The 24,424-nt window shown below is 64.7% G+C and carries 22 protein-coding genes; 12 read left to right on the top strand and 10 right to left on the bottom strand.

Going from position 1 to position 24,424, the window contains the following annotated elements:
• Window positions 1–188: 188 nt before the first annotated feature.
• A complete protein-coding gene (gene ndk, locus DSD28_RS25105; RefSeq protein ID WP_119259171.1) occupies window positions 189–611 on the bottom strand; it encodes a nucleoside-diphosphate kinase in 423 nt (140 codons plus the stop codon).
• Between the two features lie 104 nt (window positions 612–715).
• Window positions 716–1,405 carry a glutathione S-transferase family protein gene (locus DSD28_RS25100; protein ID WP_119259170.1) on the bottom strand — a complete coding sequence of 230 codons (690 nt, stop codon included), beginning with the start codon at window positions 1,403–1,405 and terminating at the stop codon, window positions 716–718.
• Window positions 1,406–1,538: 133 nt separating this feature from the next.
• Between DSD28_RS25100 and DSD28_RS25095 the strand changes: the two genes are divergently transcribed.
• From DSD28_RS25095 to DSD28_RS25080, 5 genes are all read left to right on the top strand, one after another.
• Window positions 1,539–2,048, top strand: a complete 510-nt coding sequence (locus DSD28_RS25095) for a DinB family protein (RefSeq protein ID WP_119259169.1) — start codon at window positions 1,539–1,541, stop codon at window positions 2,046–2,048.
• A gap of 198 nt (window positions 2,049–2,246) precedes the next feature.
• Window positions 2,247–2,528 carry a hypothetical protein gene (locus DSD28_RS26125; protein WP_162911552.1) on the top strand — a complete coding sequence of 94 codons (282 nt, stop codon included), beginning with the start codon at window positions 2,247–2,249 and terminating at the stop codon, window positions 2,526–2,528.
• 188 nt (window positions 2,529–2,716) lie between these two features.
• Window positions 2,717–3,799, top strand: coding sequence for a GGDEF domain-containing protein (locus DSD28_RS25090; RefSeq protein WP_162911551.1), 1,083 nt, complete (start codon window positions 2,717–2,719; stop codon window positions 3,797–3,799).
• Window positions 3,800–3,874: 75 nt separating this feature from the next.
• Complete coding sequence (locus DSD28_RS25085) at window positions 3,875–5,758, top strand: ABC-F family ATP-binding cassette domain-containing protein (protein WP_119259167.1); 1,884 nt, start codon at window positions 3,875–3,877, stop codon at window positions 5,756–5,758.
• A gap of 194 nt (window positions 5,759–5,952) precedes the next feature.
• Window positions 5,953–7,059 (top strand): TRAP transporter substrate-binding protein, encoded by a 1,107-nt coding sequence (locus DSD28_RS25080; protein WP_119259166.1) that lies wholly within the window; start codon window positions 5,953–5,955, stop codon window positions 7,057–7,059.
• 178 nt (window positions 7,060–7,237) lie between these two features.
• Here DSD28_RS25080 and DSD28_RS25075 read toward each other — a convergent pair whose 3' ends face one another.
• Window positions 7,238–9,025, bottom strand: a complete 1,788-nt coding sequence (locus DSD28_RS25075; protein ID WP_119259165.1) for a TRAP transporter large permease — start codon at window positions 9,023–9,025, stop codon at window positions 7,238–7,240.
• Entirely contained in the window at window positions 9,022–9,597 is a 576-nt protein-coding gene (locus DSD28_RS25070; RefSeq protein WP_119259164.1) for a TRAP transporter small permease subunit, read from the bottom strand. Before DSD28_RS25070 ends, DSD28_RS25075 begins: the two co-directional genes overlap by 4 nt.
• Window positions 9,598–9,845: 248 nt before the next feature.
• Between DSD28_RS25070 and DSD28_RS25065 the strand changes: the two genes are divergently transcribed.
• Window positions 9,846–10,772 (top strand): Gfo/Idh/MocA family protein, encoded by a 927-nt coding sequence (locus DSD28_RS25065; RefSeq protein WP_119259163.1) that lies wholly within the window; start codon window positions 9,846–9,848, stop codon window positions 10,770–10,772.
• Window positions 10,773–10,812: 40 nt separating this feature from the next.
• Here the strand turns inward: DSD28_RS25065 and DSD28_RS25060 are convergent, their stop codons facing one another.
• From DSD28_RS25060 to DSD28_RS25045, 4 genes are all read right to left on the bottom strand, one after another.
• Window positions 10,813–12,105 carry an MFS transporter gene (locus DSD28_RS25060; protein WP_119259162.1) on the bottom strand — a complete coding sequence of 431 codons (1,293 nt, stop codon included), beginning with the start codon at window positions 12,103–12,105 and terminating at the stop codon, window positions 10,813–10,815.
• A 93-nt stretch (window positions 12,106–12,198) separates the two neighbouring features.
• Complete coding sequence (locus DSD28_RS25055; RefSeq protein WP_119259161.1) at window positions 12,199–12,600, bottom strand: MarR family winged helix-turn-helix transcriptional regulator; 402 nt, start codon at window positions 12,598–12,600, stop codon at window positions 12,199–12,201.
• A 98-nt stretch (window positions 12,601–12,698) separates the two neighbouring features.
• Window positions 12,699–13,148, bottom strand: a complete 450-nt coding sequence (locus DSD28_RS25050; RefSeq protein WP_119259160.1) for a DNA polymerase III subunit chi — start codon at window positions 13,146–13,148, stop codon at window positions 12,699–12,701.
• 7 nt (window positions 13,149–13,155) lie between these two features.
• Window positions 13,156–14,646, bottom strand: coding sequence for a leucyl aminopeptidase (locus DSD28_RS25045; protein ID WP_119259159.1), 1,491 nt, complete (start codon window positions 14,644–14,646; stop codon window positions 13,156–13,158).
• Between the two features lie 359 nt (window positions 14,647–15,005).
• Here DSD28_RS25045 and lptF point away from each other — a divergent pair, with 359 nt between their 5' ends.
• From lptF to rsmA, 6 genes are all read left to right on the top strand, one after another.
• Entirely contained in the window at window positions 15,006–16,190 is a 1,185-nt protein-coding gene (gene lptF / locus DSD28_RS25040) for an LPS export ABC transporter permease LptF (protein ID WP_119259158.1), read from the top strand.
• Window positions 16,187–17,266 (top strand): LPS export ABC transporter permease LptG, encoded by a 1,080-nt coding sequence (gene lptG / locus DSD28_RS25035; protein WP_119259157.1) that lies wholly within the window; start codon window positions 16,187–16,189, stop codon window positions 17,264–17,266. The genes lptF and lptG overlap by 4 nt, the downstream gene beginning before the upstream one ends.
• Window positions 17,266–19,605 (top strand): LPS-assembly protein LptD, encoded by a 2,340-nt coding sequence (locus tag DSD28_RS25030; RefSeq protein WP_119259156.1) that lies wholly within the window; start codon window positions 17,266–17,268, stop codon window positions 19,603–19,605. Before lptG ends, DSD28_RS25030 begins: the two co-directional genes overlap by 1 nt.
• A gap of 128 nt (window positions 19,606–19,733) precedes the next feature.
• A complete protein-coding gene (locus DSD28_RS25025; RefSeq protein ID WP_119259155.1) occupies window positions 19,734–20,675 on the top strand; it encodes a peptidylprolyl isomerase in 942 nt (313 codons plus the stop codon).
• Between the two features lie 127 nt (window positions 20,676–20,802).
• Window positions 20,803–21,840 (top strand): 4-hydroxythreonine-4-phosphate dehydrogenase PdxA, encoded by a 1,038-nt coding sequence (pdxA, locus tag DSD28_RS25020; RefSeq protein WP_119259154.1) that lies wholly within the window; start codon window positions 20,803–20,805, stop codon window positions 21,838–21,840.
• The gene (gene rsmA / locus DSD28_RS25015; RefSeq protein WP_119259153.1) at window positions 21,840–22,667 is read left to right on the top strand and encodes a 16S rRNA (adenine(1518)-N(6)/adenine(1519)-N(6))-dimethyltransferase RsmA; all 828 of its coding nucleotides are present in this window, start codon (window positions 21,840–21,842) and stop codon (window positions 22,665–22,667) included. The genes pdxA and rsmA overlap by 1 nt, the downstream gene beginning before the upstream one ends.
• A 189-nt stretch (window positions 22,668–22,856) precedes the next feature.
• On the opposite strand, the gene gmk is transcribed toward rsmA, so the two are convergent.
• Window positions 22,857–23,516: a guanylate kinase gene (gmk, locus tag DSD28_RS25010; protein WP_119259152.1), complete on the bottom strand. Its 660-nt coding sequence runs from the start codon at window positions 23,514–23,516 to the stop codon at window positions 22,857–22,859.
• Between the two features lie 3 nt (window positions 23,517–23,519).
• Window positions 23,520–24,407 (bottom strand): YicC/YloC family endoribonuclease, encoded by an 888-nt coding sequence (locus DSD28_RS25005; protein WP_119259151.1) that lies wholly within the window; start codon window positions 24,405–24,407, stop codon window positions 23,520–23,522.
• Between the last annotated feature and the right edge of the window lie 17 nt (window positions 24,408–24,424).

Below are 24,424 nucleotides of genomic sequence, written 5' to 3'. Positions count from 1 at the left end.
AAAGTTCAGGCCCGGAAGGACCAACCGCTCTGCGCATCGTCACCAAGGTGTTGCGATCACCCAAATGACAAACGAGGCCGGATCATCATAACCGATGATCCGGCCTCGTAATGTATAAGAACCGGAGCCTTACGGCCCCGGTTCCCGAGTCATTTCAAAGGTTTCCGGCCCGAGCCGGACAAACCGATTCAGCCGACGATTTCGGTGTCGGAGAACCAGTACTTGATTTCCTGGGCAGCGGTTTCCGGGGCGTCGGAGCCGTGGACCGAGTTTTCGCCGATCGACAGGGCGTGCGTCTTGCGGATGGTGCCTTCGTCGGCATTGGCCGGGTTGGTGGCGCCCATGACTTCGCGGTTCTTGAGGATCGCGTTCTCGCCTTCGAGAACCTGGACGATCGTCGGGCCGGAGGTCATGCCTTCGACGAGTTCGCCGAAGAACGGACGTTCCTTGTGAACGGCGTAGAAGCCTTCGGCTTCGCGGCGGCTCATCCAGACGCGCTTGGAAGCAACGACGCGGAGGCCCGCATCTTCAAGCATCTTGGTGATGGCGCCGGTCAGGTTGCGCTTCGTCGCGTCCGGCTTGATCATCGAAAAGGTGCGTTCAATCGCCATTTTCCCGTTTCCCTTGGTTTTCCGGTGAAAGTGGCGGTTCCATAGCCGCCAACGCCCCGCAAAACAAGAGGGTGGCAGCTTTTGCCGGTCCGGCCCTCAAACTTTCATGCAGCCGTCACACGGTGGCCGGCACCACCGTGAAGGTCGAGGCAGCGGGCGAACCAGAGCGCGACGGGGTCGTCTTCCTCCAGCACCTTCGTGCCCGCCGTCGTGCGCAGCCATTGCAGCGCGCCGAAGACGATATAGTCGGCAAAGAGCGGTCCCTCCCCACCGATGAAGGGCTGCACCTTCAGCATGTTGCGCAGGGGCTGGAGCCTTTTCGCAAAGCCTTCGATCTCCGCCGCGCCGGCGGCGGCGATGTCCTCCAGCGAGGCGCCGAGCCGCGCCTCGCGGCTGCGGCGGAAATAGGCCCGATCGTCCGGCCCGAGCATTTCGTGGATATCGAGGATGGCGATGCGGGTGACGGCCATGTGCAGGGTCGACTGCGACCAGGTCTCGATGAACCGGGCCATCGCGCGGCCGCCCTCCCCGCCGAACAGGGTCGGCCGGTCGGGGTAGGCCTCGTCCAGATAGACGGCGATGTCGAAGCTGTCGCGCACCAGCCGGTCGCCGTCGCGCAGCACCGGCACCGTCGCCGTGCTGCCGTCCTCGATAGCCGGGATCTCGGTGAAGCCGACCGGCACCGTCTCGTAGTCGAGCCCCTTGTGAGCGAGCGACATCACCGTCTTCCAGACATGGGGCGAAAACTGGCGGGCCTTGTCCGCGCCGGCGAGCGCATAGAGCAGTCGTGTCATGGCAACCTCCTCGATCGATCCGGCCGCATAGGAGCGCAGCGCGGCACCCGGCGCAAATCAGATAATTTCATGGATGGCATTCACGCGCGATATCGCAGGCCGGTCTATAGTCCGGCAAACCACGGAGACAACGATGCTCGACCACTATCGCATGTATGCCGCCTACAACGGCTGGGCCAACCGCCTCGTCTATGCGGAGACCGCCAAGCTCGACGATTCCGACTATCGCAAGAATCTCGGCGCCTTCTTCGGCTCGCTGCACGGCACGCTGAACCACCTGCTTGCCGCCGACCGAATCTGGATGAAGCGCTTCACCGGGGAAGGCGCCGCGCCCAGCCGGCTGGACGCCATCCTGCACGAGGACCTGGCAAGCCTTGCGGCCGCGAGGGAGACGGAAGACGCCCGGCTTGCCGCCTTCGTCGATTCGCTGACGGAGGAACGGATCGCAGCGGATTTCACCTATAGCCCGATCACCAATCCTTCGGTCGTCACTCATTCGCTGCGTGCGGCGCTGACCCATGTCTTCAACCATCAGACCCATCATCGCGGCCAGTGCCACGCCATGCTCACGGCACTCGGCGGGTCGAGCCTGTCGCTCGACCTCATCTACTTCCTGCGGACGGAGGGAACGGAATTCCTATAAATTTTAGGGTGAATGACATCTTCCTGTTCCTGCAACAGTAGTGATACAGTCGAGGAGTATGGAAGCGCTCGACACCGATTTGGGGGCTGTACCGCCCTGTCACCCAGGTGACAGGCACGGGCGATCGGTGATGGGATAGTCGCTGCCATTGGGGCCAATGCCGAACGGCACGCGCCTCGCCCGGAGAGAGGAAATACAATGGCAAGAACGAACGAAGAGTGGGCAGCCCTGCTCGGCAGTACGCTTTGCAAGATGGCCCGCGTTTACGGCACGGACGCCCCGAACGCCTACCTGCCGGAAGAATGCTATCCGGTGATCGAAAAGACATTCGACGTCGCGCTGGACGAGGCGCGGGCCGAGGGCTACGCCGCCGCCATGCGGGAATTGCAAAACAGGACGTTGCGCGCCAACAATGCGCGGCGCCCGACGGTGATCAGCCAGATGATGCGGGTGATCCCGCTCGCCCGGCGCACGGCCTGACCGCCCGCAGGTTGTGGCGGGCGGGGCGCCTGCCCATCGCCCGCCGGACAGCCACGTCCCTGACATTCGTCAAGTGCGGTCGAATCCTTGATTCGGCACACGCAAAATTAACCGCGCAATCCGATAGTTACGCCGACAGATCCCAGCGGGCAGGCCTCCGCCGCCCGCGCCTCACCTTACGGCGTTTCATGAGCAGCAAGGCACAACCCGCCCCCAAGGACGCGCAGTCCCCCGTACCGCCGATCATGGCGCGCATCGCCCATGTCATGGCCAGCCTCGGCATTGCCGCGCTGCCGCGCAACTACGAGCTTCTCTTCGAGGCGCTGAACGGCAATGCGGGCGTTTCGCGCGAGATCGCGGCGCTGGGCAAGGCGCCCGAGCAGTCGGCCCTCGATTCGATTGCGCTGCGCCATTCGCTGCCGAGCCACAATGTGCTCGCCGCCGGCCAGGCCGCGGGCGAAGCCGTGCGCCTGCTCTCGGAAATCTCCAAGACGACGGAGGAAAACCAGCGCCAGCGCGCCGCCGCCGTGCTGGAGCTCGAGGAGATCGCCGCGCGCATGAACCGCGACCCGGTGCTCGGCATTTCGGATTTTTCGGGCGACGCGGTGCGCCTGCTCTCGCTGGTGCAGGACATCCTCGGCGCCGACAGGGCTGCCTCCGCGCGCATCGACGACCTCCAGAACCATCTCGACGGCCTGCGCTCCGGCCTTTCCGTCAGCCGCGCGGCGCTGACGCACGATCCGGTGACGGGCCTTGCCAATCACGCCGCCCTCATCGGCCGCCTGAAGGACTTCTTCCAGAAGGAGGCCGGCGAGAGCACCTCCGCGCTTCTCCTCTTCCGCGTCGAGCAGCTGAAGGAATTTGCCGAGACGCATCCGGCGGGCGCGGCGGAAAAGACGCTGAAGCGGCTAGCCGCCATCTTCCGCCAGTCGGTGAAGAAGCACGATTTCGTCGCCCGCACCGGGCCGGACCTCTTCTGCCTCCTCCTCAGCGATGTCAGCCGCGAGATCGCCGTCACCATCGCCCGGCGCATCGCGGTGCGGGTCGCCGAAAAGCCGTTTCCCTTCATGGATCGCGAATTGCCGGCCGGCTTCCTGACGCTGACGGCCGGGGTCTCGCTGAGCGATTCGGCAAGCTCGCCCCCCATGCTCTACGAACAGGCGGAACAGGCGCTCGCCTATGCGGGGGAAAGCGGCATTGCGCTGCGCATCTATTCGGCCGAGGTGTCCGAGCGGGCGGGCCGGCTCTACCGGGCGGGCGCCGCAGGCTGAGCCACCTTCCCTTTTGACGTTTTTCCCGGCCAAAAGCGCTTCGCACTTTCGCGGGAATTGCTCTATAGAGCCGGCATGATCACGATTTCCGGCCTCACTGCCCGCGTCGCCGGGCGTCTTCTCATCGACAATGCCTCCGTTTCGCTGCCGAGCGGCACGAAGGCGGGTCTCGTCGGGCGCAACGGCACCGGCAAGTCCACGCTGTTCCGCATCATCACCGGCGACCTCGCCCCGGAGGCCGGCACCATCTCGCTGCCGAAGAACGCGCGCATCGGCCAGGTGGCGCAGGAAGCGCCGGGCACGGACGAAGCGCTGATCGAGATCGTGCTTGCCGCCGACAAGGAGCGCGCCAGCCTCCTCAAGGAAGCCGAGACGGCGAGCGACCCGCACCGCATCGCCGAGATCCAGACGCGGCTCACCGATATCGGCGCCCATTCGGCCGAATCGCGCGCCGCCAGCATCCTTGCCGGCCTCGGCTTCGACCACGAGGCGCAGCGGCGCCCGGCGAAAAGCTTTTCCGGCGGCTGGCGCATGCGCGTGGCGCTCGCGGCCGTGCTGTTCTCCGAGCCGGACCTGTTGCTGCTGGACGAGCCGACCAACTATCTCGACCTCGAAGGCACGCTCTGGCTGGAAGACTATGTGAAGCGCTATCCGCACACGGTCATCGTCATCAGCCACGACCGCGACCTGCTGAACACCGCCGTCAATTCCATCGTCCATCTCGACCAGCAGAAGCTCACCTTCTACCGCGGCTCCTACGATCAGTTCGAGCGCCAGAAGGCGGAGGCCGACGAATTGCAGATGAAGGCGAAGGCCAAGAACGACGCCGCGCGAAAACACCTGCAAAGCTTCATCGACCGCTTCCGCGCCAAGGCGACCAAGGCCCGGCAGGCACAGAGCCGCATCAAGGCGCTGGAGCGCATGGGCACGGTTGCCGCCGTGATCGAGACGCATGTCCAGCCCATCACCTTCCCCGAGCCGGAAAAGCAGCCCGCCTCACCCATCATCGCCATCGAGGGCGGCGCGGTCGGCTATGTGCCGGGCAAGCCGATCCTCAAGCAGATCAATCTCAGGATCGACAATGACGACCGCATCGCGCTGCTCGGCTCGAACGGCAACGGCAAGTCGACCTTCGCCAAGTTCATCTCGGGCCGTCTCGACGCCGAGGCCGGAGCCATCAAGAAGGCGCCGAACCTCAAGATCGGCTTCTTCGCGCAGCACCAGCTCGACGACCTCATTCCCGACCAGTCGCCCGTCGAGCATGTGCGCCGGCTGATGCCGGAGGCGCCGGAGGCCAAGGTCCGCGCCCGCGTGGCACAGATGGGGCTTGCGACGGAAAAGATGTCGACCGCCGCCAAGGACCTTTCGGGCGGCGAGAAGGCCCGCCTCCTCATGGGCCTTGCCGCCTTCGACGCGCCGAACCTGCTCATCCTCGACGAGCCGACGAACCATCTCGACATCGACAGCCGCCGCGCGCTGATCGAGGCGCTGAACGACTACGAGGGCGCCGTCATCCTGATCTCGCATGACCGCCACCTGATCGAGGCGACCGTCGACCGGCTCTGGCTGGTCAATGACGGCACCGTCAAATCCTTCGATGGCGACATGGAGGATTATCGCAGCCTCATCGTCCAATCCGCCAGGAAAGACGACCGGGACAAGACCGCCAATGGCGGCGAGGCGAACAAGGCCGAGCTGCGCAAGGCCAATGCCGACCGGCGCGCGCAGCTTGCGCCCTTGAAGAAAAAGATCAACGAAATCGAGTCCCTGACGGCAAAGCTGCAGAAGCAGATTCAACTTCTTGACACCGAGCTTGCGGATCCGATGCTCTACGAGAAGAGCCCCGCCAAGGCCGCCGAGAAGGCCAAGCTGCGCTCCATGGCCGTCGACAGGCTGAACGATGCCGAGGAGCAGTGGCTGGAGCTCTCCGCCGAGTATGAGGATGCGATGGCGGGCTGACGGCCGCCGCGGCTCCTTCTTCGGAAACGCCTGAAAAACAGGCAGATTGTGCGGACTGCCTCTAAGACGAAAGTCGTAGCGCGCGGCTTTCGCCTTCCCTCCTCGCCGGGTTGAAACGCCGAACCCGCCGTGGTTAGCTTCCGCCCGATGGCACGAAAGCGGGATGGGACCCGCTCGTCATTGGGAGGAAAACCATGGATCGTCGTTCATTCATCCGCAAAGCCGGTGTCGCCGGCGTCGGGGGCGCTGCCGCCACGATGCTTGCCGCACCGGCCATCGCCCAGAGCAGCCCCAAGATCAACTGGCGCCTCGCCTCGTCGTTCCCCAAGTCGCTCGACACGATCTATGGCGGCGCGGAGGTCCTTTCCAAATACGTCTCCGAGGCGACGGACGGCAATTTCCAGATTCAGGTCTTCGCGGCCGGTGAAATCGTGCCCGGCCTCCAGGCGGCCGACGCGGCATCGGCCGGCACGGTCGAGGCGGCGCATACGGTTTCCTACTATTACTGGGGCAAGGACCCGGTCTGGGCGCTCGGCGCGGCCGTGCCCTTCGCGCTCAACGCGCGCGGCATGAACGCCTGGCAGTACCATGGCGGCGGCATCGACCTCTTCAACGAATTCCTCGCGACGCAGGGCCTCATCGGCTTTCCGGGTGGCAATACCGGCGTGCAGATGGGCGGCTGGTTCCGCAAGGAGATCAAGACCGTCGCCGACATGAAGGGCCTGAAGATGCGCATCGGCGGCTTTGCCGGCAAAGTCGTCGAAAAGCTCGGCGTCGTGCCGCAGCAGATCGCCGGCGGCGACATCTACCCCGCGCTCGAAAAGGGCACGATCGACGCGGCCGAATGGGTCGGCCCCTATGACGACGAGAAGCTCGGCTTCTTCAAGGTCGCGCCCTATTACTACTATCCCGGCTGGTGGGAAGGCGGCCCGACGGTGCATGCCCTCTTCAACAAGGCGGCCTTCGAGAGCCTGCCGAAGAACTACCAGTCGCTGCTGCGCACCGCCTGCCAGGCGACCGACGCGGACATGCTGCAGAAATACGACTACCTGAACCCGGCCGCCATCAAGCGCCTCGTCGCCGCCGGCGCGAAGCTCAGCCCGTTCAGCCAGGAAATCCTGTCGGCCTGCTTCGACGCCTCCAATGAGGTCTATGCCGAAATGGAAGCCTCGAACCCGACCTTCAAGAAGATCTGGGACTCGATCAAGGCCTTCCGCGGCGAGTTCTACCTCAACGCCCAGATCGCCGAATACAACTACGACACTTTCATGATGATCCAGCAGCGCAGCAACAAGCTGTAAGGGCTGGCGGAAGCAGAGACGGAAAACCCCGGGGCAGCGATGCTCCGGGGTTTTCGTTTGTTGCCATATCCGGAGACGACAGCGCCTGCCATGCCCCTCATCCGCCTGCCGGCACCTTCTCCCCGCCTGCGGCGAGAAGGTCGCGGCAGCGGGATGAGGGGCAGGCTCCCCCGGCCCCTCAATTGAACGACGGCGGGCTCGACAGGTCCGTGGCGGGCTTCTGCTCCGTGCCGGGCTGGCCGCCTTCGGCCGGCTTTTCCCCGCCGCTTCCGTCCAGCGGATTGCCGGCCGGAAGCTGCAGGCCGCCGGGAAGGCCGAGGCCGCCGCCGTTGTCGGGCAGCGTCAGGCCGGTGCCGAAGCCGGGCACCTCGATCTTGATCGTCGCCGGATCGACGCCGCTCCCCTCGCCCTTGTAGTGCATGACCATGCCGGGGAAGAGGATGGTGAGCGCGACCATGAGGATCTGGATGCCGACGAAGGGCACCGCGCCCCAATAGATCTGCCCCGTCGTCACCGGCTGCGTCAGCTTGCCCGTCACCTTGTCGAGATAGGGCACCTTCGCCGCGACCGAGCGCAGGTAGAACAGCGCGAAGCCGAAAGGCGGGTGCATGAAGCTCGTCTGCATGTTGATGCCGAGCAGCACGCCGAACCATATGAGGTCGATGCCGAGCTTGTCGGCGGCGGGCGCCAGCAGCGGCACGATGATGAAGGCGAGCTCGAAGAAATCGAGGAAGAACGCCAGGAAGAAGACCAGCAGGTTCACCCCGATCAGGAAGCCCGTCTCGCCGCCCGGCAGCGAGACCAGCAGGTGCTCGACCCACAGATGCCCATTGACGCCGTAAAAGGTGAGCGAGAAGACGCGCGCGCCGATGAGGATGAACAGCACGAAGGCCGAAAGGCGCGTGGTGGAGGTGAGCGCGGAGCGGATCACATCCATGTTGAGCCGCCCCTTGGCCGCCGCCATGGCCAGCGCGCCGACCGCGCCCATGGCGCCGCCTTCCGTCGGCGTCGCGATGCCGAGGAAGATGGTGCCGAGCACGAGGAAGATCAGCGCCAGCGGCGGGATCAGCACGATGATGACCTGCTGGGCGAGCCGCGACATCATGTTGATGTTGAGCGACTTGTCAGCCAGCGCCACGATATAGATGAAGATCACGCCGACGGTCGCGCCGAGGATGTCGGCATTCTCGCCATGGGTCGGGGCGAGGTAGACATGGGCGGCATAGGCAAAGCCGGCCGCGACCACGAGCGCGATGGCCAGCGACGTCACGCCCGAGCCCAGCGAACGCGCCTCCAGCGGCAATGCCGGCATGGAATCCCGCTTCAGGAAGGTCATCAGCAGGATGTAGCCCATGTAGAGGCCGGTGAGAACGAGGCCCGGGATGAGCGCGCCGGCATACATGTCGCCGACCGAGCGGCCGAGCTGGTCGGCAAGCACGATCAGCACGAGCGAGGGCGGGATGATCTGGGCGAGCGTGCCCGAGGCTGCGATCACGCCCGAGGCGATGGACCGGTCGTAGCCGTAGCGCAGCATGATCGGCAGCGAGATGAGGCCCATGGCGATGACCGAGGCGGCGACGACGCCGGTGGTGGCCGCCAGCAGCGCGCCGACGAAGATCACCGCATAGGCAAGGCCGCCGCGGATCGGCCCGAAGAGCTGGCCGATCGTGTCGAGCAGGTCCTCGGCCATGCCGGATCGTTCGAGCACGATCCCCATGAAGGTGAAGAAGGGGATGGCCAGCAACGTGTCGTTCGACATCACCCCCCAGAGCCGCTCCGGCATGGCATTCAGCAGCGGCCAGGAGAGGTTTATCGAATCGGAGAGCGGCGCGAGCTCCACGCCGATGACGAAGAAAAGCAGGCCGTTTGCCGCGAGCGCGAATGCCACCGGATAGCCGAGCAGCAGGAACACGATCAGCGAGACGAACATGATCGGCGCGAGATTTTCCGCAATGAACTCGATCATGCGCCCTTCTCCCCGGCAACGGCGTCTTCGAGGGGGGCATGCGTGGGGTTGTAGGGCGTCGGATCGTCCATGTCGCCGCGCATGATGGCGATCTTCTTGACGATCTCCGATACGCCCTGGAAGGCGAGCAGCACGAAGCCGGCGAGCAGGATGGCCTTGGCCGGCCAGACGATGAGGCCGCCGGCGCTCGACGAGCCCTCGCCCGAGCGGAAGGACATCAGCACATAGGGAACGAGGTAATAGACCATCAGCAGCACGAAGGGCATCAGGAACAGGAGATGGCCGAGAAGGTCGATCCAGTGCTGCACCCGGCGCGAGAACTTGCCGTAGACGACGTCGATGCGGATATGCTCGTTCTGCGCCAGCGTATAGGCGGCAGCGAGCATGAAGGCCCCGCCGAAGAGATACCATTGCGCCTCGAGCCAGGCGTTGGACGATGTGTTGAACACCTTTCGCACGATGGCGTTGCCGGCGCTGACGAGAACGGCGACGAGGATCAGCCAGCCAACGGCCTTTCCGATATTTTCCGTGATCGCGTCGATGAGCCGGCTGAGGACCAGCAGCGTCTTCATAATCAATTCCTCCCCGCCCGGCTTGTTATTTGTTTGGTGCCAGACAGAGTCAGAGTGCCGATTTCAAAGCCCGTTTCAAGCACAAAGCCCGGTTTTCCCGCTCTCAGCCGCCGTCTTAGACGAAAGGCGAATGCGGCTTTAAGGCCGTTGCACAAAGGATAGGCAGCGGGAGGCATCGCTGCGGCCTTGCTCCCGCCGAGGGTTCTGCTACAACAACGCCAAATCATCATACAAATGAGGGCGGAACCATGTCCCCGATCAATCTCGCAATCGTCGGCGTCGGCAAGATCGTGCGCGACCAGCATCTTCCGGCCGTCGCGAAAAACGGCGACTACCGACTGATCGCCGCGGCGAGCCGCCACGGCACGGTCGAGGACATCGACAATTTCAAGTCGATCGACGAAATGCTGGCCGCTGTCCCCGCCATCGACGCCGTATCGCTCTGCATGCCGCCGCAATATCGCTACGAGGCGGCCGAGAAGGCGCTTTCCGCCGGCAAGCACGTCTTCCTCGAAAAGCCGCCGGGCGCGACGCTTTCCGAGGTCGCCGACCTCGAGGCGCTCGCCGCCGCCAAGGGGCTTTCGCTCTTTGCAAGCTGGCACTCGCGCTATGCGCCGGCCGTCGAGGCCGCGAAGGAATTTCTCGCCGGCACGACGATCCGCTCCATGCGGGTGATCTGGAAGGAAGACGTGCGCCACTGGCATCCGAACCAGGAATGGATCTGGCAGGCGGGCGGCCTCGGCGTGTTCGATCCGGGCATCAATGCGCTTTCCATCGTCACCCATATCCTGCCGCGCCCGGTCTTCATCACCGCCGCGACGCTGGAGTTCCCGGAAAACCGCGACGCGCCCATCGCCGCCTCGATGACCTTCTCGGATGCGAAGGGACTCGACCTTGCCGCCGAGTTCGACTGGCGCCAGACGGGCAAGCAGAGCTGGGACATCGTCGCCAAGACGGATGCCGGCGAGATGGTGCTGTCGGAAGGCGGCGCCAAGCTCTCCATCGACGGCAAGCTGGTGCACGAGGAGCCGGAACAGGAATATCCGATGCTCTACAAGCGCTTCGCCGAGATCATCAAGGCCGGAAAGTCCGACGTCGACCTCGCGCCGCTCCGCCACGTCGCGGATGCGTTCATGCTCGGACGACGGAAGTTCGTCGATTCGTTCTACGATTGAGATAAGGCCCGCCTCCCGGCGGGCCTTTTTCGTTGGGCCGTCAGGCCGCGGCAGCGGCCGGGCTTGCCCCCGGCCGCCTGAGCAGCAGCACCGAGAGCGCGGCCAGCACGCACATGAGGCCGGCGATCTGCAAGGCGGGCATGTAGGTGTTGTAGTCGCTCTTCAGGTAGCCCGCGCCGAAGGCGGCCGTCGCCGCGCCGAGCTGATGGCCGGCAAACACCCAGCCGAAAACCAGCCCCGCCTTTTCGCGACCGAAATTTTCCGCCGCGAGCTTGACCGTCGGCGGCACCGTCGCGACCCAGTCCAGACCGTAGAAGACGGCGAAGACTGACAGTTCCAGCATGCTGAAGCCGGAGAAGGACAGATAGATCAGCGAGAAGCCACGCAGCCCGTAGAACCAGAAAAGCAGGAAGCGGTTGTCGTAGCGATCCGACAGCCAGCCGGCGAAAACCGTACCGAAGAAATCGAAGACGCCAATGACGGCGAGCGTGCTTGCGGCGGTTACGGCCGCCATGCCGAAATCGCCGCAGATCGAAATCCAATGGGTCTGGATGAGGCCGTTGGTCGAAAGCCCGCAAACGAAGAAGGTGCCAAAGAGAACCCAGAAGACCGGATTGGCGGAAACGCTTTTCAGGGTGATGAGCGGGGCAAGCAAGGTGGCGCGCAGATTGTGATCCTGCCGGGGCGGCTTGACGATGGCCGTCTCGCCATAGGCCGGCAGGCCGACATCGGCGGGATGGTCGCGCATCAGCAGAAGAACGAACAACATGGCGGCGGCGATGACGGCGACCGACAGCGTCAGCGCGATGCGCCAGCCATAGGCCTCGGTCAGCGCGGCAAGCAGCGGCAGGAAGACGAGCTGGCCGGTCGCTGTGCTCGCCGTCATCAGGCCGACGACGAGGCCCCGGCGCTTCGAGAACCAGCGGGTGGCGACGGTCGCGCCCAGAACCAGCGCCGTCATGCCGGTGCCGACCCCGATCACCACGCCCCAGAGCAGCAGAAGCTGCCAGACCTCGGTCATGAAGAAGGAGACGACGATGCCGCTCATGATGAGGACGAGTGCGGCCGTCACGACCTGGCGGATGCCGAAATGATTCATGAAGGCGGCGGCAAAGGGACCGAGGAGCCCAAAGAGCACGAGGCGCACGGCCATGGCGGAGGAAATCTCGGCAATATCCCAGCCGAACTCCTCGTGCAGGGGCAGGATCATGACGCCCGCCGAGCCCATGGCCCCGGCAGTCGCCAGCATGGTGAGGAAGGTGGTCGCGGCAACCACCCAGCCGTAGTGGAGGTTCCGGTCGGCCATCCATCTGGCGAGGTTTGCGGAGAACATGGTCGAAGTCCCTTTCCTGATCGCCGCCGGTGCGGTCGGGTTTGGAGCATCTGCTCAAAAATGCGGGCAGATACCCATTTCCTGTCAAAAAAATCAGAGCGCGGCAAGAAGCTGCCGCAACTGCTCGGCGCCGCCCGGCCCGAGCCGCGATTCGATATCGGCCTGAACGCCGTCCCATAGCGGTGCCCCTGCCCCGAGGATTGCGCGCCCCTCGTCGGTCACGGCCAGCGTCGCCTCGCGCTGGTCCTTGCCGGGCCGGATCGCCACCAGCCCCATGCGCTCCAGCACCTTGGCATTGCGCCCTACCGTCGAGCGGTCGAGTTCGACGCGCATGCCCAGATCGGTCAGCGATACAGGCGCCATGCGGTCGATGTTCCTGAGCAGGCTGAACTGCGCGATGTTCACGCCAAGCGGCGCCAGCGCCTCGTCGTAATAGGACGAGACCCGGCGCGAGGCCTTGCGCAGCACGATGCAGTGACACATGTCCTTGGTCATTTCTCGGGTATATACCCACAAGCATATCCGCGCAAGACGAAAGGCGCATCGCGGGGATGCGCGATGTCATCTTCGATGCCTCGGAGAAGGCGGCCGGATCAGGCCTTCTTCATCCAGCGCCCGTCGCCGTTCTGCTGCCAGTAGGTTAGCTGGTGCCCCTCGCCTTTCAGGCGCTTCCAGTGCTCGCGCGCGGTTTCCACCTCGCTCTGGTCGTAGCCGTCGAACATGAAGATGACGCGCTCATAGGCGTCGAGCGGCGGCGGCGGCGCGCCGGCGACGAGGAAGCGGACGGTGGCGGCGTTCGGGTTGTCGGGCGTTGCCGTCAGCAGCACCGGCTGCTCTTCGGGAAATGCCTGCTCGTCGGTGCCGTGCGGCAGGAAACTGTCCTCGCGGAAGGTCCACAGATGCGTGTCGAGCGCATCGCGGCGCTCGGCATCGCCCGCCTGCACGACGACGCGCCAGCCGCGCTCCAGACTCTTGTCGAGCAGCGGCGGCAGCGCGTCTTCGAGCTTGGATTCCGTCAGGTGATAGAAGAGGACTTCGCTCACCTCTCCCTCACCCTTCGTAATGGGCGCGCACGAGTTCGTCGAGCAGGCGCACGCCGAAGCCGGAGGCCCAGGACTGGTTGATCTCGTCGGTCGGCGAGCCCATGGCGGTGCCGGCGATGTCGAGATGCGCCCAGGGCGTGTCCTTGACGAAGCGCTGGAGGAACTGCGCGGCGGTGATCGAGCCGGCATAGCGGCCGCCGGTGTTCTTCATGTCGGCGAACTTGCTGTCGATCATCTTGTCGTATTCGCGGCCGAGCGGCATGCGCCAGAGGCGCTCGTTCGTCGAAAGGCCCGCGGCGGTGAGGCGCGCGGCGAGCGTGTCGTCGTTGGAGAACAGGCCGGCATGGTGGCTGCCGAGCGCGACCATGATGGCGCCGGTCAGCGTCGCAAGGTTCACCATGAATTGCGGCTTGAAGGTCTCGTTGCAGTACCAGAGCGCATCGCAGAGAACGAGGCGGCCTTCGGCATCGGTATTGATGACCTCGATGGTCTGGCCGGACATCGACTTGACGATATCGCCGGGGCGCTGGGCATTGCCGTCGGGCATGTTTTCCACGAGGCCGAGGATGCCGACGACATTGGCCTTTGCCTTGCGGGCCGCGAGCGTGTGCATGAGGCCGATGACGGCGGCCGCGCCGCCCATGTCACCCTTCATGTCCTCCATGCCGGCGGCCGGCTTGATGGAAATGCCGCCGGTGTCGAAGACGACGCCCTTGCCGATGAAGGCGACCGGCCGGTCCTTCTCCTTGCCGCCCTTCCAGTGCATGACCGCGAGGCGCGGCGGGCGAACGGAGCCCTGCGCAACGCCGAGCAGGGCGGCCATGCCGAGCTTCTTCATCTCGCGCTCGGTGAGGATGTCCACCTCGACGCCGAGCTTCTCCAGCGCCTTGGCCTTATCGGCGAATTCGACGGGGCCGAGCACGTTGGCCGGCTCGTTGACGAGGTTGCGCGCGAGGATGACGCCTTCGGCAACGGCCTCGGAGACGTCGTTCGCCTTCTTCGCCGCGCCGGCCTCGGCGGTGACGATCGTCACCTTGACCGCCTTGCCGTTCTTCGCCTCGTCGTCGTCGCTCTTCTTCGTCTTGTAGAGGTCGAAGCTGTAGGCGCCGAGTTGCAGGCCGAGCGCGAAGTCGGCGGCGTTCTTCCCCGTCACCGAGACGCCGGGGGCATCGAGATGGATCGCCACCTTCTCGGCGCGGCCGATCCTGCCGGCAGCGGCCCCGCCCAGCTTCAGCCAGTCATGCGCAACGAGCTTTTCCGCCTCGCCGAGGCCGAGCACGAGGATGCGGTCGACCGATGCGCCATGCGGTGCGAGAACATCGAGGCTCTTCAGCGCCTTGCCGGTGAATTTCGCAACGCCGGCCGCGCGAGCCACGGCGCCAGCCGGATCGACCTCGCCGATCGCCGCGGGCTCGCCGCCGGCGACCTGCAGAAGGATCGCGAGGTCACCCGCCCCGCGCGCCGTCTTTGCGAAACCGATGTCGAATTTGAAAGCCATGATTCACTCCGATATGGCCTTGCGGCCTTTTATTTCAGCCGCGCGGGCCACCGGAGCTTTCCGCGAATCGCGGGAAGCTCCATCTTTCGTTTCTGCCGCTCCGCGTGCAAAACCGCCTTGCGCTTTTGCCGGAACGGCTCCAGTCGCATCAATTCCTTGTCGCTTTTGCGGCGCTTGGCAAGACGCGCCCGCTTGTTTAGAGATCGTTAAGCATGCTTGTTCGCCAGAAATTTTCCATCCGGGCGGACACTCTTCGCTATGGCGTCAGCCTCAAGAAAGCTTATATGCCCATTTGCAGTTCCGTTGACGGGCGCCTTGGGCGTGGACCGGAACCGCTTGTCGGACGTGCGGACTGAAAGATGAAACTGATCGAGCGCTATATCCTGCGGCGGGCGTCGCTCATGTTCGTCGCCACGCTCCTGCCCCTGCTCGGCATCGTCTGGGTCACGCAGGCGTTGACCAGCATCAACCTCGTCACCGACAGCGGCCAGTCGATCTTCGCCTTCGTGAAGCTCGCGACGCTGATTCTGCCGTCCGTCATTCCGATCATCCTGCCCTTCGCCCTCGTCATCGGCGTTTCGCAGACGCTGACCGTGATGAACGGCGATTCGGAGCTGACGGTGCTGAATTCGGCGGGCGCCTCGCGCGTCACGATCATCCGGCCGATCATGATCCTCGCCGTGGCGATGAGCTTCGTCTCCTTCGCCGTCGACAATTTCGTCGAGCCCTATTCGCGCATGGCCGTTCGCAAGATGATCGCGACGGCCCATGCCGACATGCTCTCCGCGGTCGTGCAGGAAAACACCTTCCGCAAGATCACCGACGGCCTCTATGTACAGGTTGCCGAACGGCGCAACGGCGGCGTCCTGCGCGGCATCTTCGTTGCCGATACGCGCGATCCGCGCTTCGAGATGGTCTATTACGCCCGCGAGGGCGCCGTGGACGAGAAGAGCTCGGCACTGGTGATGAAGGACGGCGAGGTGCACCGCAAGCTGCCGGACGGCAATGTCTCGGTCATCCGCTTCGAATCCTATGCCTTCGACCTTGCCGACCTCACCCAGAGCGCCGGGCAGGCCAATATAAGGCCGAAGGACCGGGACCTGCCCTACCTTCTCGACCCCGACCCGGAAGACCCCTATTTCAAGCGCAATCCGGGCGCTTTCACCGCCGAGCTGCACCGCCGCTTCTCCGAGTGGTTGCTGCCCGCGGTCTTCGGCCTGATCGCGCTCGTCGTCAGCGGCGACGCGCGCTCGCACCGTGAAGCGCGCATCCATCCGATGGTCACCGCGCTGCTGACGGCGCTCTTCATTCGCTGGGCGAGCTTCTATGCATCGAACAATGCCGAGAACTCGATCGCCTTCACCGTGATCATGTATCTCATACCGCTCGTCACCGGGGGTCTCGCGATCCGCTATCTAGCGCGCAACAAGAGCCTGGAGATTCCGGCCACGCTCGGCGAAAGGCTGGCGGCGTTGCGCGCAAGGCTGCTTTCGCGGTTCATCAGCCCGGGTACGCCCTCCGCCGGCGGGGGCGCCAGCTCATGATTCGCACGCTCGGCCTCTATTTCTTCCGCCGCTACATCACCACCACGGTGTGGTTCCTGCTCGGCGTCTTCTCGCTGGTCTTCATCATCGATTTCAGCGAGATGTCGAACCGCGCCGGCGCGCTGCCGCATTATACGGTCTCGATCGGCCTTCTCGTCACGGCGCTGCGCATCCCGACGATCCTCATGCAGACGGTGCCCTTCGTTGCGCTGTTTTCCGGCATGGCCGCGCTGATCTCGCTCAACCGCCGTTACGAACTGGTCGTGACGCGCGCGGCGGGCATTTCCGTCTGGCAGTTCCTGCGCCCCTTCATCGTCGGCGCCTTCCTGTTCGGCCTTGCCGCCGTGCTGGTGCTCAATCCGCTTGCCGCCTGGGGCAACAGAAAATCGCAGGAACTCGAAGCTTCCTGGGGCGCGACCAATGCACGGGCCGAAAACACCGTTCCATGGCTGCGCCAGATTTACGGCAAGGACCAGGCGATCATCGGCGCCAAGGCGATGCTCGACGGCGGCACGCGCCTTCTCAACGTCTCCGTCATCCACTTCGACCAGGCCGGCGGGATCGTCCTCAGGCAGGACGCCGACTCGGCCACTTTGGAAGATGGTTACTGGCTTCTTAAGAACGTCCGCGAGACTCGCATCGGCGAATTGCCGGTTCGTCTCGACGAGGTACAGCTTCGTACCAACCTGAAACGGGAATTCGTCCAGGAGAGCCTGGAGAAACCTGAAAACATTGCGTTTTTCGAGCTGGGACGAAAGATCGAGGCCGCCAGATCCTTCGGCTTCCCGACCTATGCGATGCAAACGCAGCTCCACTCGATGCTTTCGCTGCCGCTTCTCCTGGTTGCGATGACGCTGATCGCGGCCTGTGTATCGTTAAAATTTAGTCGGTTTAACCAATCGCGTGCGGTGATTCTGGGTGGAATCCTGTCAGGCTTCATGCTTTATGTCGTCACCGTGCTTGTGAAGGCATTCGGAAGCAGCGGTGTTGTTCCTCCGTTCGTTGCGGCCTGGCTCCCAGTGGTCGTCGCAATGTCCTTGGGCGCGACGATTCTTCTGCATCAGGAGGACGGCTAGTGGCGGCAGGCGACCGCAAAAAGAATCGGTGGTTGAAAGCCGCCCTGCTTGCAGGTGCGGCCACGTGCGCCCTCATGCCCGTCTTCTCCCTGCCCGCATATGCCCAGTCGCCCGATATCGGGACGATGGAGCCGAAGATTCCCGAAGGCAGCAAGCTGGTTCTTGCTGCCAACGAACTCGTCTATAACAGGGACAGCGAGACGGTTGTCGCCCGCGGCGCCGTACAGATCAATTACGGCGGCTACCATCTCGTCGCCCGCGAGGTCGAATACGACCAGAAGACGGGCCGGCTGAAAGCCCGCGGCAATATCGAACTGATCGAACCGACCGGCAATCGCCTCTATGGCGAGGAGATGGACCTTTCGGACGATTTCGCCAACGGCTTCGTCAACGCGCTGCGCGTCGAGACCACCGACCTCACCAAGATGGCGGCCACCAGCGGCGAACGCGTCAACGACGAGGAGATGATCCTCAACCACGCCGTCTATACCGCCTGTACGCCCTGCGCCACCGACCCGACGCATCGCGGCGTCTGGGAGGTCAAGGCCGAGCGCATCGTGCAGAACGGCCGCACCAAGACGATCCGCCTCGAGCGCGCCCGCTTCGAGATGTTCGGCAAGCCGATCGCCTATATCCCGGTGCTCGAGGTGCCGGACCATACCGTCAAGCGCAAGACCGGCTTCCTCTTCCCGAAGTTCCAGTATGCGCAGAAGCTCGGCTTCGGCGTGACGACCCCCTACTATATCGCGATCGCCCCCGACATGGACGCGACGCTGTCGCCGACCGTCCTGACCAATCAGGGCTTCCTGATGGAGGCGGAATTCCGCAAGCGCTTCCACAACGGCATGATAACGCTGCGCGCCGCCGGCATCCGGCAGCTGAACTCGGACGTCTTCACGGCCAATACGAGCGACCGCCTGGAAGACGGCTTCCGCGGCATGGTCGCCTCCACGGGTGAATTCAAGATCAATCCGCGCTGGGCGTTCGGCTGGAACGTGATGGCGCAGACCGACAACAACTTCTCGCGCACCTACGAAATAGGCGGCCTGAAGGACAAGACATATGTCAACCAAGGCTATCTGTCGGGCCTTGGCCGCCGCAACAGCTTCGACCTGCGCGCTTTCTATTTCGATGTCCAGGACGCCGATCCGAACGACGAAGACGAGCGCCGCCAGGCGATCGCCCAGACGCTGGACCACGAGTATATCGTGCCGCAGTCCGTGCTCGGTGGCGAACTCAGCGTGACGACGAACATCACGAACATCGACCGCGATCTCGCCGATACCTATACGACGCTCGGCGGGGTGGATCGCTTCCGAGGCCTCGAAGGCGGCATGACCCGCCTGACGAGCGAAGTGGAATGGAAGCGCCAGTTCGTGGTTCCGGGCGGCCTTGTTCTCACGCCTTTGCTGGCAGCGCGCGGCGATATCCATCGCCTCGATATGCGTTCGCCAGCGGGCTATGCTGGAAACTACGAGTCAGACAGCAGTGCCACCCGTTCGATGCTGACGGCGGGGCTGGAAGCACGCTACCCGATCCTCGCGACGACGGATTACAGTACCCATCTCTTCGAGCCGATCGCGCAGATCTACGCACGCCCGAACGAAGACCTTGCCGGCAGGCTGCCGAACGAGGATTCCCAGAGCTTCGTCTTCGATGCCACAAACCTCTTCGAACGGGACAAGTTCTCGGGCTTCGACCGGATCGAGGGCGGCACCCGGGCCAATATCGGCCTGCGCTACACCGGCACGTTCGACAATGGCGTGCTCCTGCGCAGCATCATCGGCCAGTCCTTCCAGCTCGGCGGCGTGAATTCCTTCGCAACCCCGGACCTCGTCAATGCCGGCGCGAATTCCGGTCTTGAAACGAACAGCTCGGATTATGTCGGCATGGCGGGCTTCGACCTGCCGAACGGCATCTCCTTCTCCACCAGCGCACGTCTCGACAAGGACGATTTCTCGCTTCGCCGCTCGGATACCGCCCTGCGTTACGACGGCGTCAAGGTCGCGACGGAATTCGTCTATACGCGCATTGCAGGGCAGCCCGACTACGGCCTGCAAAACAGCGCGAGCGAACTCCAGAGCAAGGCCGTCTTCAAGTTCCACGATTACTGGTCCGTCTTCGGCTCGCTGACTTACGACATCGGCAACCATGTCATCTCACGCGACGGGATCGGCATTTCCTACGACGACCGGGATACCGTCTTCTCGCTCTTCTATGAGCGTGAGCGGGACAAGTACGACAACACGGCGAACGACTGGTCGATCGGCGCGCGCCTGATGTTCCGTACCCTCGGTGACATCCGGGTGGGGGATTCCACGCTCACCGGCTTCGAATAGCGTTCGCTTGCCGCTCTTGTCATCGTTTGGCCGTATGTATTATGCATCCGGGGCAATAGACCGTTGCCGTCATGCGCTTTCGTGGCGTGGACCGGCGGGGCGAAATGGATTTGGATAGAGGGACTGGCATGATGGGCAGACAATCTCTGGTGCGTTCCATGATGGTGGGCGCTGCGCTTGCAGCGGCTGTGACGATCGCTGTCCCGATGGGTTCCGCCGAGGCCGCCACCTCGGTCGTTGCCGTCGTCAACAACACGCCGATCACCTCCGGGGATCTTGAACGCCGCGTCAACTTCCTGAAGCTGCAGCACGCGAAGGGCAACCTTCGCAGCAAAGCCCGCGAGGAACTCATCGAGGAAGCGCTGAAGCGCGGAGAGGTCCTGCGTGCGGGGGCCTCCGTCAGCACCTCGGAAGTGGACGCCGCCTATGCGCGCTTTGCCTCCTCGAACAAGATGTCGCCCGACCAGCTCGGCAAGATCCTGAACCAGGCCGGGGTCGGACCGGAGCATTTCAAGCAGTTCATCGCCGTCCAGATGAGCTGGCCGCGCGTGGTCAATGCCCGCTTCGGCGGTTCGACCAACGGCAAGACGCTTGCCGAGCGCATGCAGGAGAACGGCGGCAAGAAGCCGGTGACGACGGAATATTTCCTCAAGCAGGTGATTTTCGTCGTACCTGAAAAGCGCCGCAACGCGATCCTCGGCAAGCGCAAGGCGGAGGCGGAAGCCTCCCGCTCGAAATTCCCCGGCTGCGACCAGGCAAAGGCTTTCGCCGCGACGATGCATGACGTGTCGATCCGCGATCTCGGCCGCGTCCTCGCGCCCCAGATGCCGGACGACTGGAAGCCGCTGATCGAGAAGACGACCGGCCAGACGACCGGCACGCGCGTCACCGAACGCGGCGTCGAATATCTGGCGATCTGCAAGAAGCGGGAAGTCAACGACGACGTCGCCGCCGAGATGGTCTTCCGCGCGGAGGACATCGCCAATTCCAAGGGCAACAACGAGAACGACGAGAACAGCAAGAAGTACATCGCCGAACTTCGCAAGAAGGCGACGATCACCGAACGCTGATCCGGCGCTCCTCGGGGCGCTTCTCGAACCCGCAAGGGCATCATTCGATGCCCTTGCCTTATCTCTCCATGCATTCCGGCGGCAATCGCTGCGCACCATGCCGGAAGCGCTTTCGCGGCGGGGGCCCATGACGCAGACCAACACACCTCCGCTGGCGCTCACCATGGGCGATCCCGCCGGCATCGGGCCGGACATTACCCTCACCCTCTGGGCCGCCCGTGAACGGCTCTCGCTTCCAGCCTTCCTGTTCATCGGCGATGCCAAGGTGCTGCGTGAGCGGGCCGTCCTGCTCGGCCTCGACGTCACCATCGCCGCGGCGGAGCCGGAAACGGCAGCTGCCGTCTTCCCCAAAGCCATTCCCGTTCTTGCCCGCGACTGCCGGGCGCCCGTCGTTCCCGGCGCCCCGGATGCCGGCAACGCCGCGGCCATAACAGGCTCGATCGAGACCGCCGTCCATCTTACCATGGCGGGGCGAACCTCCGCCGTCGTGACGAACCCGATCGCCAAGGCGGTTCTCTATGATGCCGGCTTCGGCTTTCCGGGACATACCGAGTTCCTTGCCGATCTTGCCGCGAGGGCGACCGGCCGGGAGGCTCTCCTCCCCGTCATGCTGCTGGCGGGCCCGAAGCTGCGCGCCGTTCCCGTCACGATCCATATTCCGCTGAAGGACGTCCCCGCCGCCCTCACCGAGGACCTCATCGTCGAGACGGCGACGATCACCGCGCGCGACCTTCGCCGCCGCTTCGGCATCGAGCGCCCGCGCCTCGCAATTGCCGGCCTCAACCCCCATGCCGGCGAAGGCGGCGCGCTGGGGCTGGAGGACGACGCCATCGTGCGCCCCGCGGTCGAACGGCTGAAGACCGCCGGCATCGACGCCGTCGGCCCGCTGCCGGCCGATACGATGTTCCACGATGCCGCCCGCGCCACCTATGACGTGGCGCTCTGCATGTATCACGACCAGGCGCTGATCCCTGCCAAGGCACTCGGCTTCGACGATTCGGTCAACGCGACGCTGGGTCTGCCCTTCATCCGCACCTCGCCGGACCATGGCACGGCCTTCTCGCTGGCCGGCAAGGGCGTCGCGAGGCCCGACAGCCTGCTCGCCGCGCTCCAGCTGGCGAATACGCTTGCCGCGCATGAGCGTGCAGCAGGGGAGACGGCATGATGGCGGCACTCGACGGACTTCCGCCGCTGCGCGACGTCATCCAGCGGCATGGGCTCGATGCGAAGAAGGCGCTCGGGCAGAACTTCCTGCTCGACCTGAACCTCACCCAGAAGATCGCCCGCACCGCCGGCTCCATCGAGAACCATACGGTGATCGAGGTCGGCCCCGGGCCCGGCGGCCTGACGCGCGCCATTCTCGCGCTCGGCGCGAAACGCGTCATCGCCATCGAACGCGATGCCCGCTGCCTGCCGGCGCTGGCGGAAATCTCCGAGCACTATCCCGGCCGCCTGACGGTGATCGAGGGCGATGCGCTCAAGACGGATTTCGAGGCGCTGGCGCCCGGCGAGCCGGTGCGCATCATTGCCAACCTGCCCTACAATGTCGGCACGCAGCTGCTCGTCAACTGGCTGCTGCCGAAGCGCTGGCCACCGTTCTGGGAGTCGCTGACGCTGATGTTCCAGCGCGAGGTGGGCCTGCGCATCGTCGCCGGGGAGAACGACGACCATTACGGCCGGCTCGGCGTGCTCTGCGGCTGGCGCACCGATGCCCGCATGGCCTTCGACGTGCCGCCGCAGGCCTTCACGCCGCCGCCGAAGGTCACGTCCTCCGTCGTGCATCTGGAGCCGAACGCCAATCCCCTGCCCTGCGATGTCACGGCGCTGGAGCGCGTCACCCATGCGGCCTTCGGCCAGCGCCGCAAGATGCTGCGGCAGAGCGTCAAGTCGCTCGGCGGCGAAGCGCTGCTGGCAAAGGCGGAGATCGATCCGCAGCGGCGGGCGGAGACGCTGAGCGTGGAAGAGTTCGTGCGGCTGGCGAACGCGCTCTGAGGCATGGGCATGGCCCCTCATCCGGCCTGCCGGCCACCTTCTCCCCGCAAGCGGGGAGAAGGGATATGCCGCGCCGTTTTCCCCAATCAGCAACCGCTCGTGGGGCAAGTCCCCTCTCCCCGCTTGCGGGGAGAGGGTTAGGGTGAGGGGCTATCCCGAAATGGGAACCGTGCGATCGGCACTGACCCGTTAGAGAACCGGCTTCTCCGTCACCAGATTCGTCACGAAATCGAACAGCCCATGCCGCCGGTCGCGGCGCAGGCGCTCGGCTTTCACGATGCTCTGCACGGCATCGAAGGCGACGGAGAGGTCGTCGTTGAGGATGACGTAGTCGTATTCGCGCCAGTGCTCGATCTCGGCGCGGGAATTGGCGAGGCGGGTCTGGATGACCTCTTCCGTGTCTTCCGCGCGGCGGTGCAGGCGCGATTGCAGCTCGGTCATCGACGGCGGCAGGATGAAGATCGAGACGACGTCGGCCGGCATCTTCTCCTGAAGCTGCTGGGCGCCCTGCCAGTCTATGTCGAAGAGCATGTCGCGGCCGGCGGACATCGCCTCTTCCACCGGCTCGCGCGGCGTGCCGTAGAAATTGCCGTGCACCTCGGCCCATTCGAGCAGAGAATCAGAGTCGCGGCGAAGTTCGAATTCACGCTTGGAAATGAAGTGATAGTGCCGGCCGGCAATCTCGCTGGCGCGGCGCTGGCGCGTCGTCACGCTGACCGACAGGCTGAGGCCGGGATCGGCCTCCAGCAGGTTGCGCGCGATGGTCGACTTGCCCGCGCCCGACGGCGAGGAGATGACGAGCATGAGCCCGCGGCGCTCGATATGGATCTCTTTCGACGGTTCGGCCATGGCCTACTCCAAATTCTGGACCTGTTCCCTGAACTGGTCGATGACGACCTTCAGCTCGATGCCTGCAGCCGTTACAGCAGCAGCGTTCGACTTGGAACAGATCGTATTCGATTCCCGGTTAAATTCCTGTGCGAGAAAATCGAGCTTGCGGCCGATGGGGCCGCCTGCGGCGATGAGTTCGCGCGCGGCCGCCACATGGGCCTTCAGCCGGTCGATCTCCTCACGCAGGTCCGCCTTGGTGGCGAGCAACGCCGCTTCCTGGTGCAGCCGGTCGCGGTCGAGCGCGCTCGCGCCCTGCAGCAGCATGGCGACCTGCCCGGCCAGCCGCTCGGCGATTGCCGTCACGCTGCGCGAAGGGTCGGCCTCGACCACCTCCGTCAATGCCTCGATGCGGGCGACCTGGCCGAGCAGGATGCCGGCGAGCGCGCTCCCCTCCTTGCGCCGCATGTCGGCAAGACGGCGGACCGCCTCGACAAAGCCCTCCCGGATGTCGCCATCCCGCGCCGCGCGCTCGTCCTCGCTCTCCTCCGCCTCGCGGAAGTCCACGATGCCGCGGACGGAGAGCAGCGTATCGAGCTTCACCGGAGCGGGATCGATAGTGCCGGCAAGCTGGTCGCGCAGGGCAAGGACGGCGGCCAGCGCGCCCTGGTTCACGACGGCCTCGATATCCGCTTCGCTGACGCTGGTGGCAAGGCCGACCTGCAGATTGCCGCGCGAGAAGGCTTCGCCGGCAAGGCGCCGCACATCCGCCTCCAGCGCCTCGAAGCCGGGCGGCAGGCGCAGGCGCATGTCGAGCCCCTTGCCGTTCACCGAACGCAGTTCCCACGCCCAGCGGGCGCGCCCACTGGTTCCCTCGACCCGCGCAAAGCCGGTCATCGATTGCAATGTCATGTCAGCCTCCAGTGGCG

This window comes from Shinella zoogloeoides (genome assembly GCF_003574625.1).
Lineage (GTDB): Bacteria > Pseudomonadota > Alphaproteobacteria > Rhizobiales > Rhizobiaceae > Shinella > Shinella zoogloeoides_A.
The sequence above is the reverse complement of the archived record's forward strand: the minus strand, read 5'-3'. Positions and strand labels throughout refer to the sequence as shown.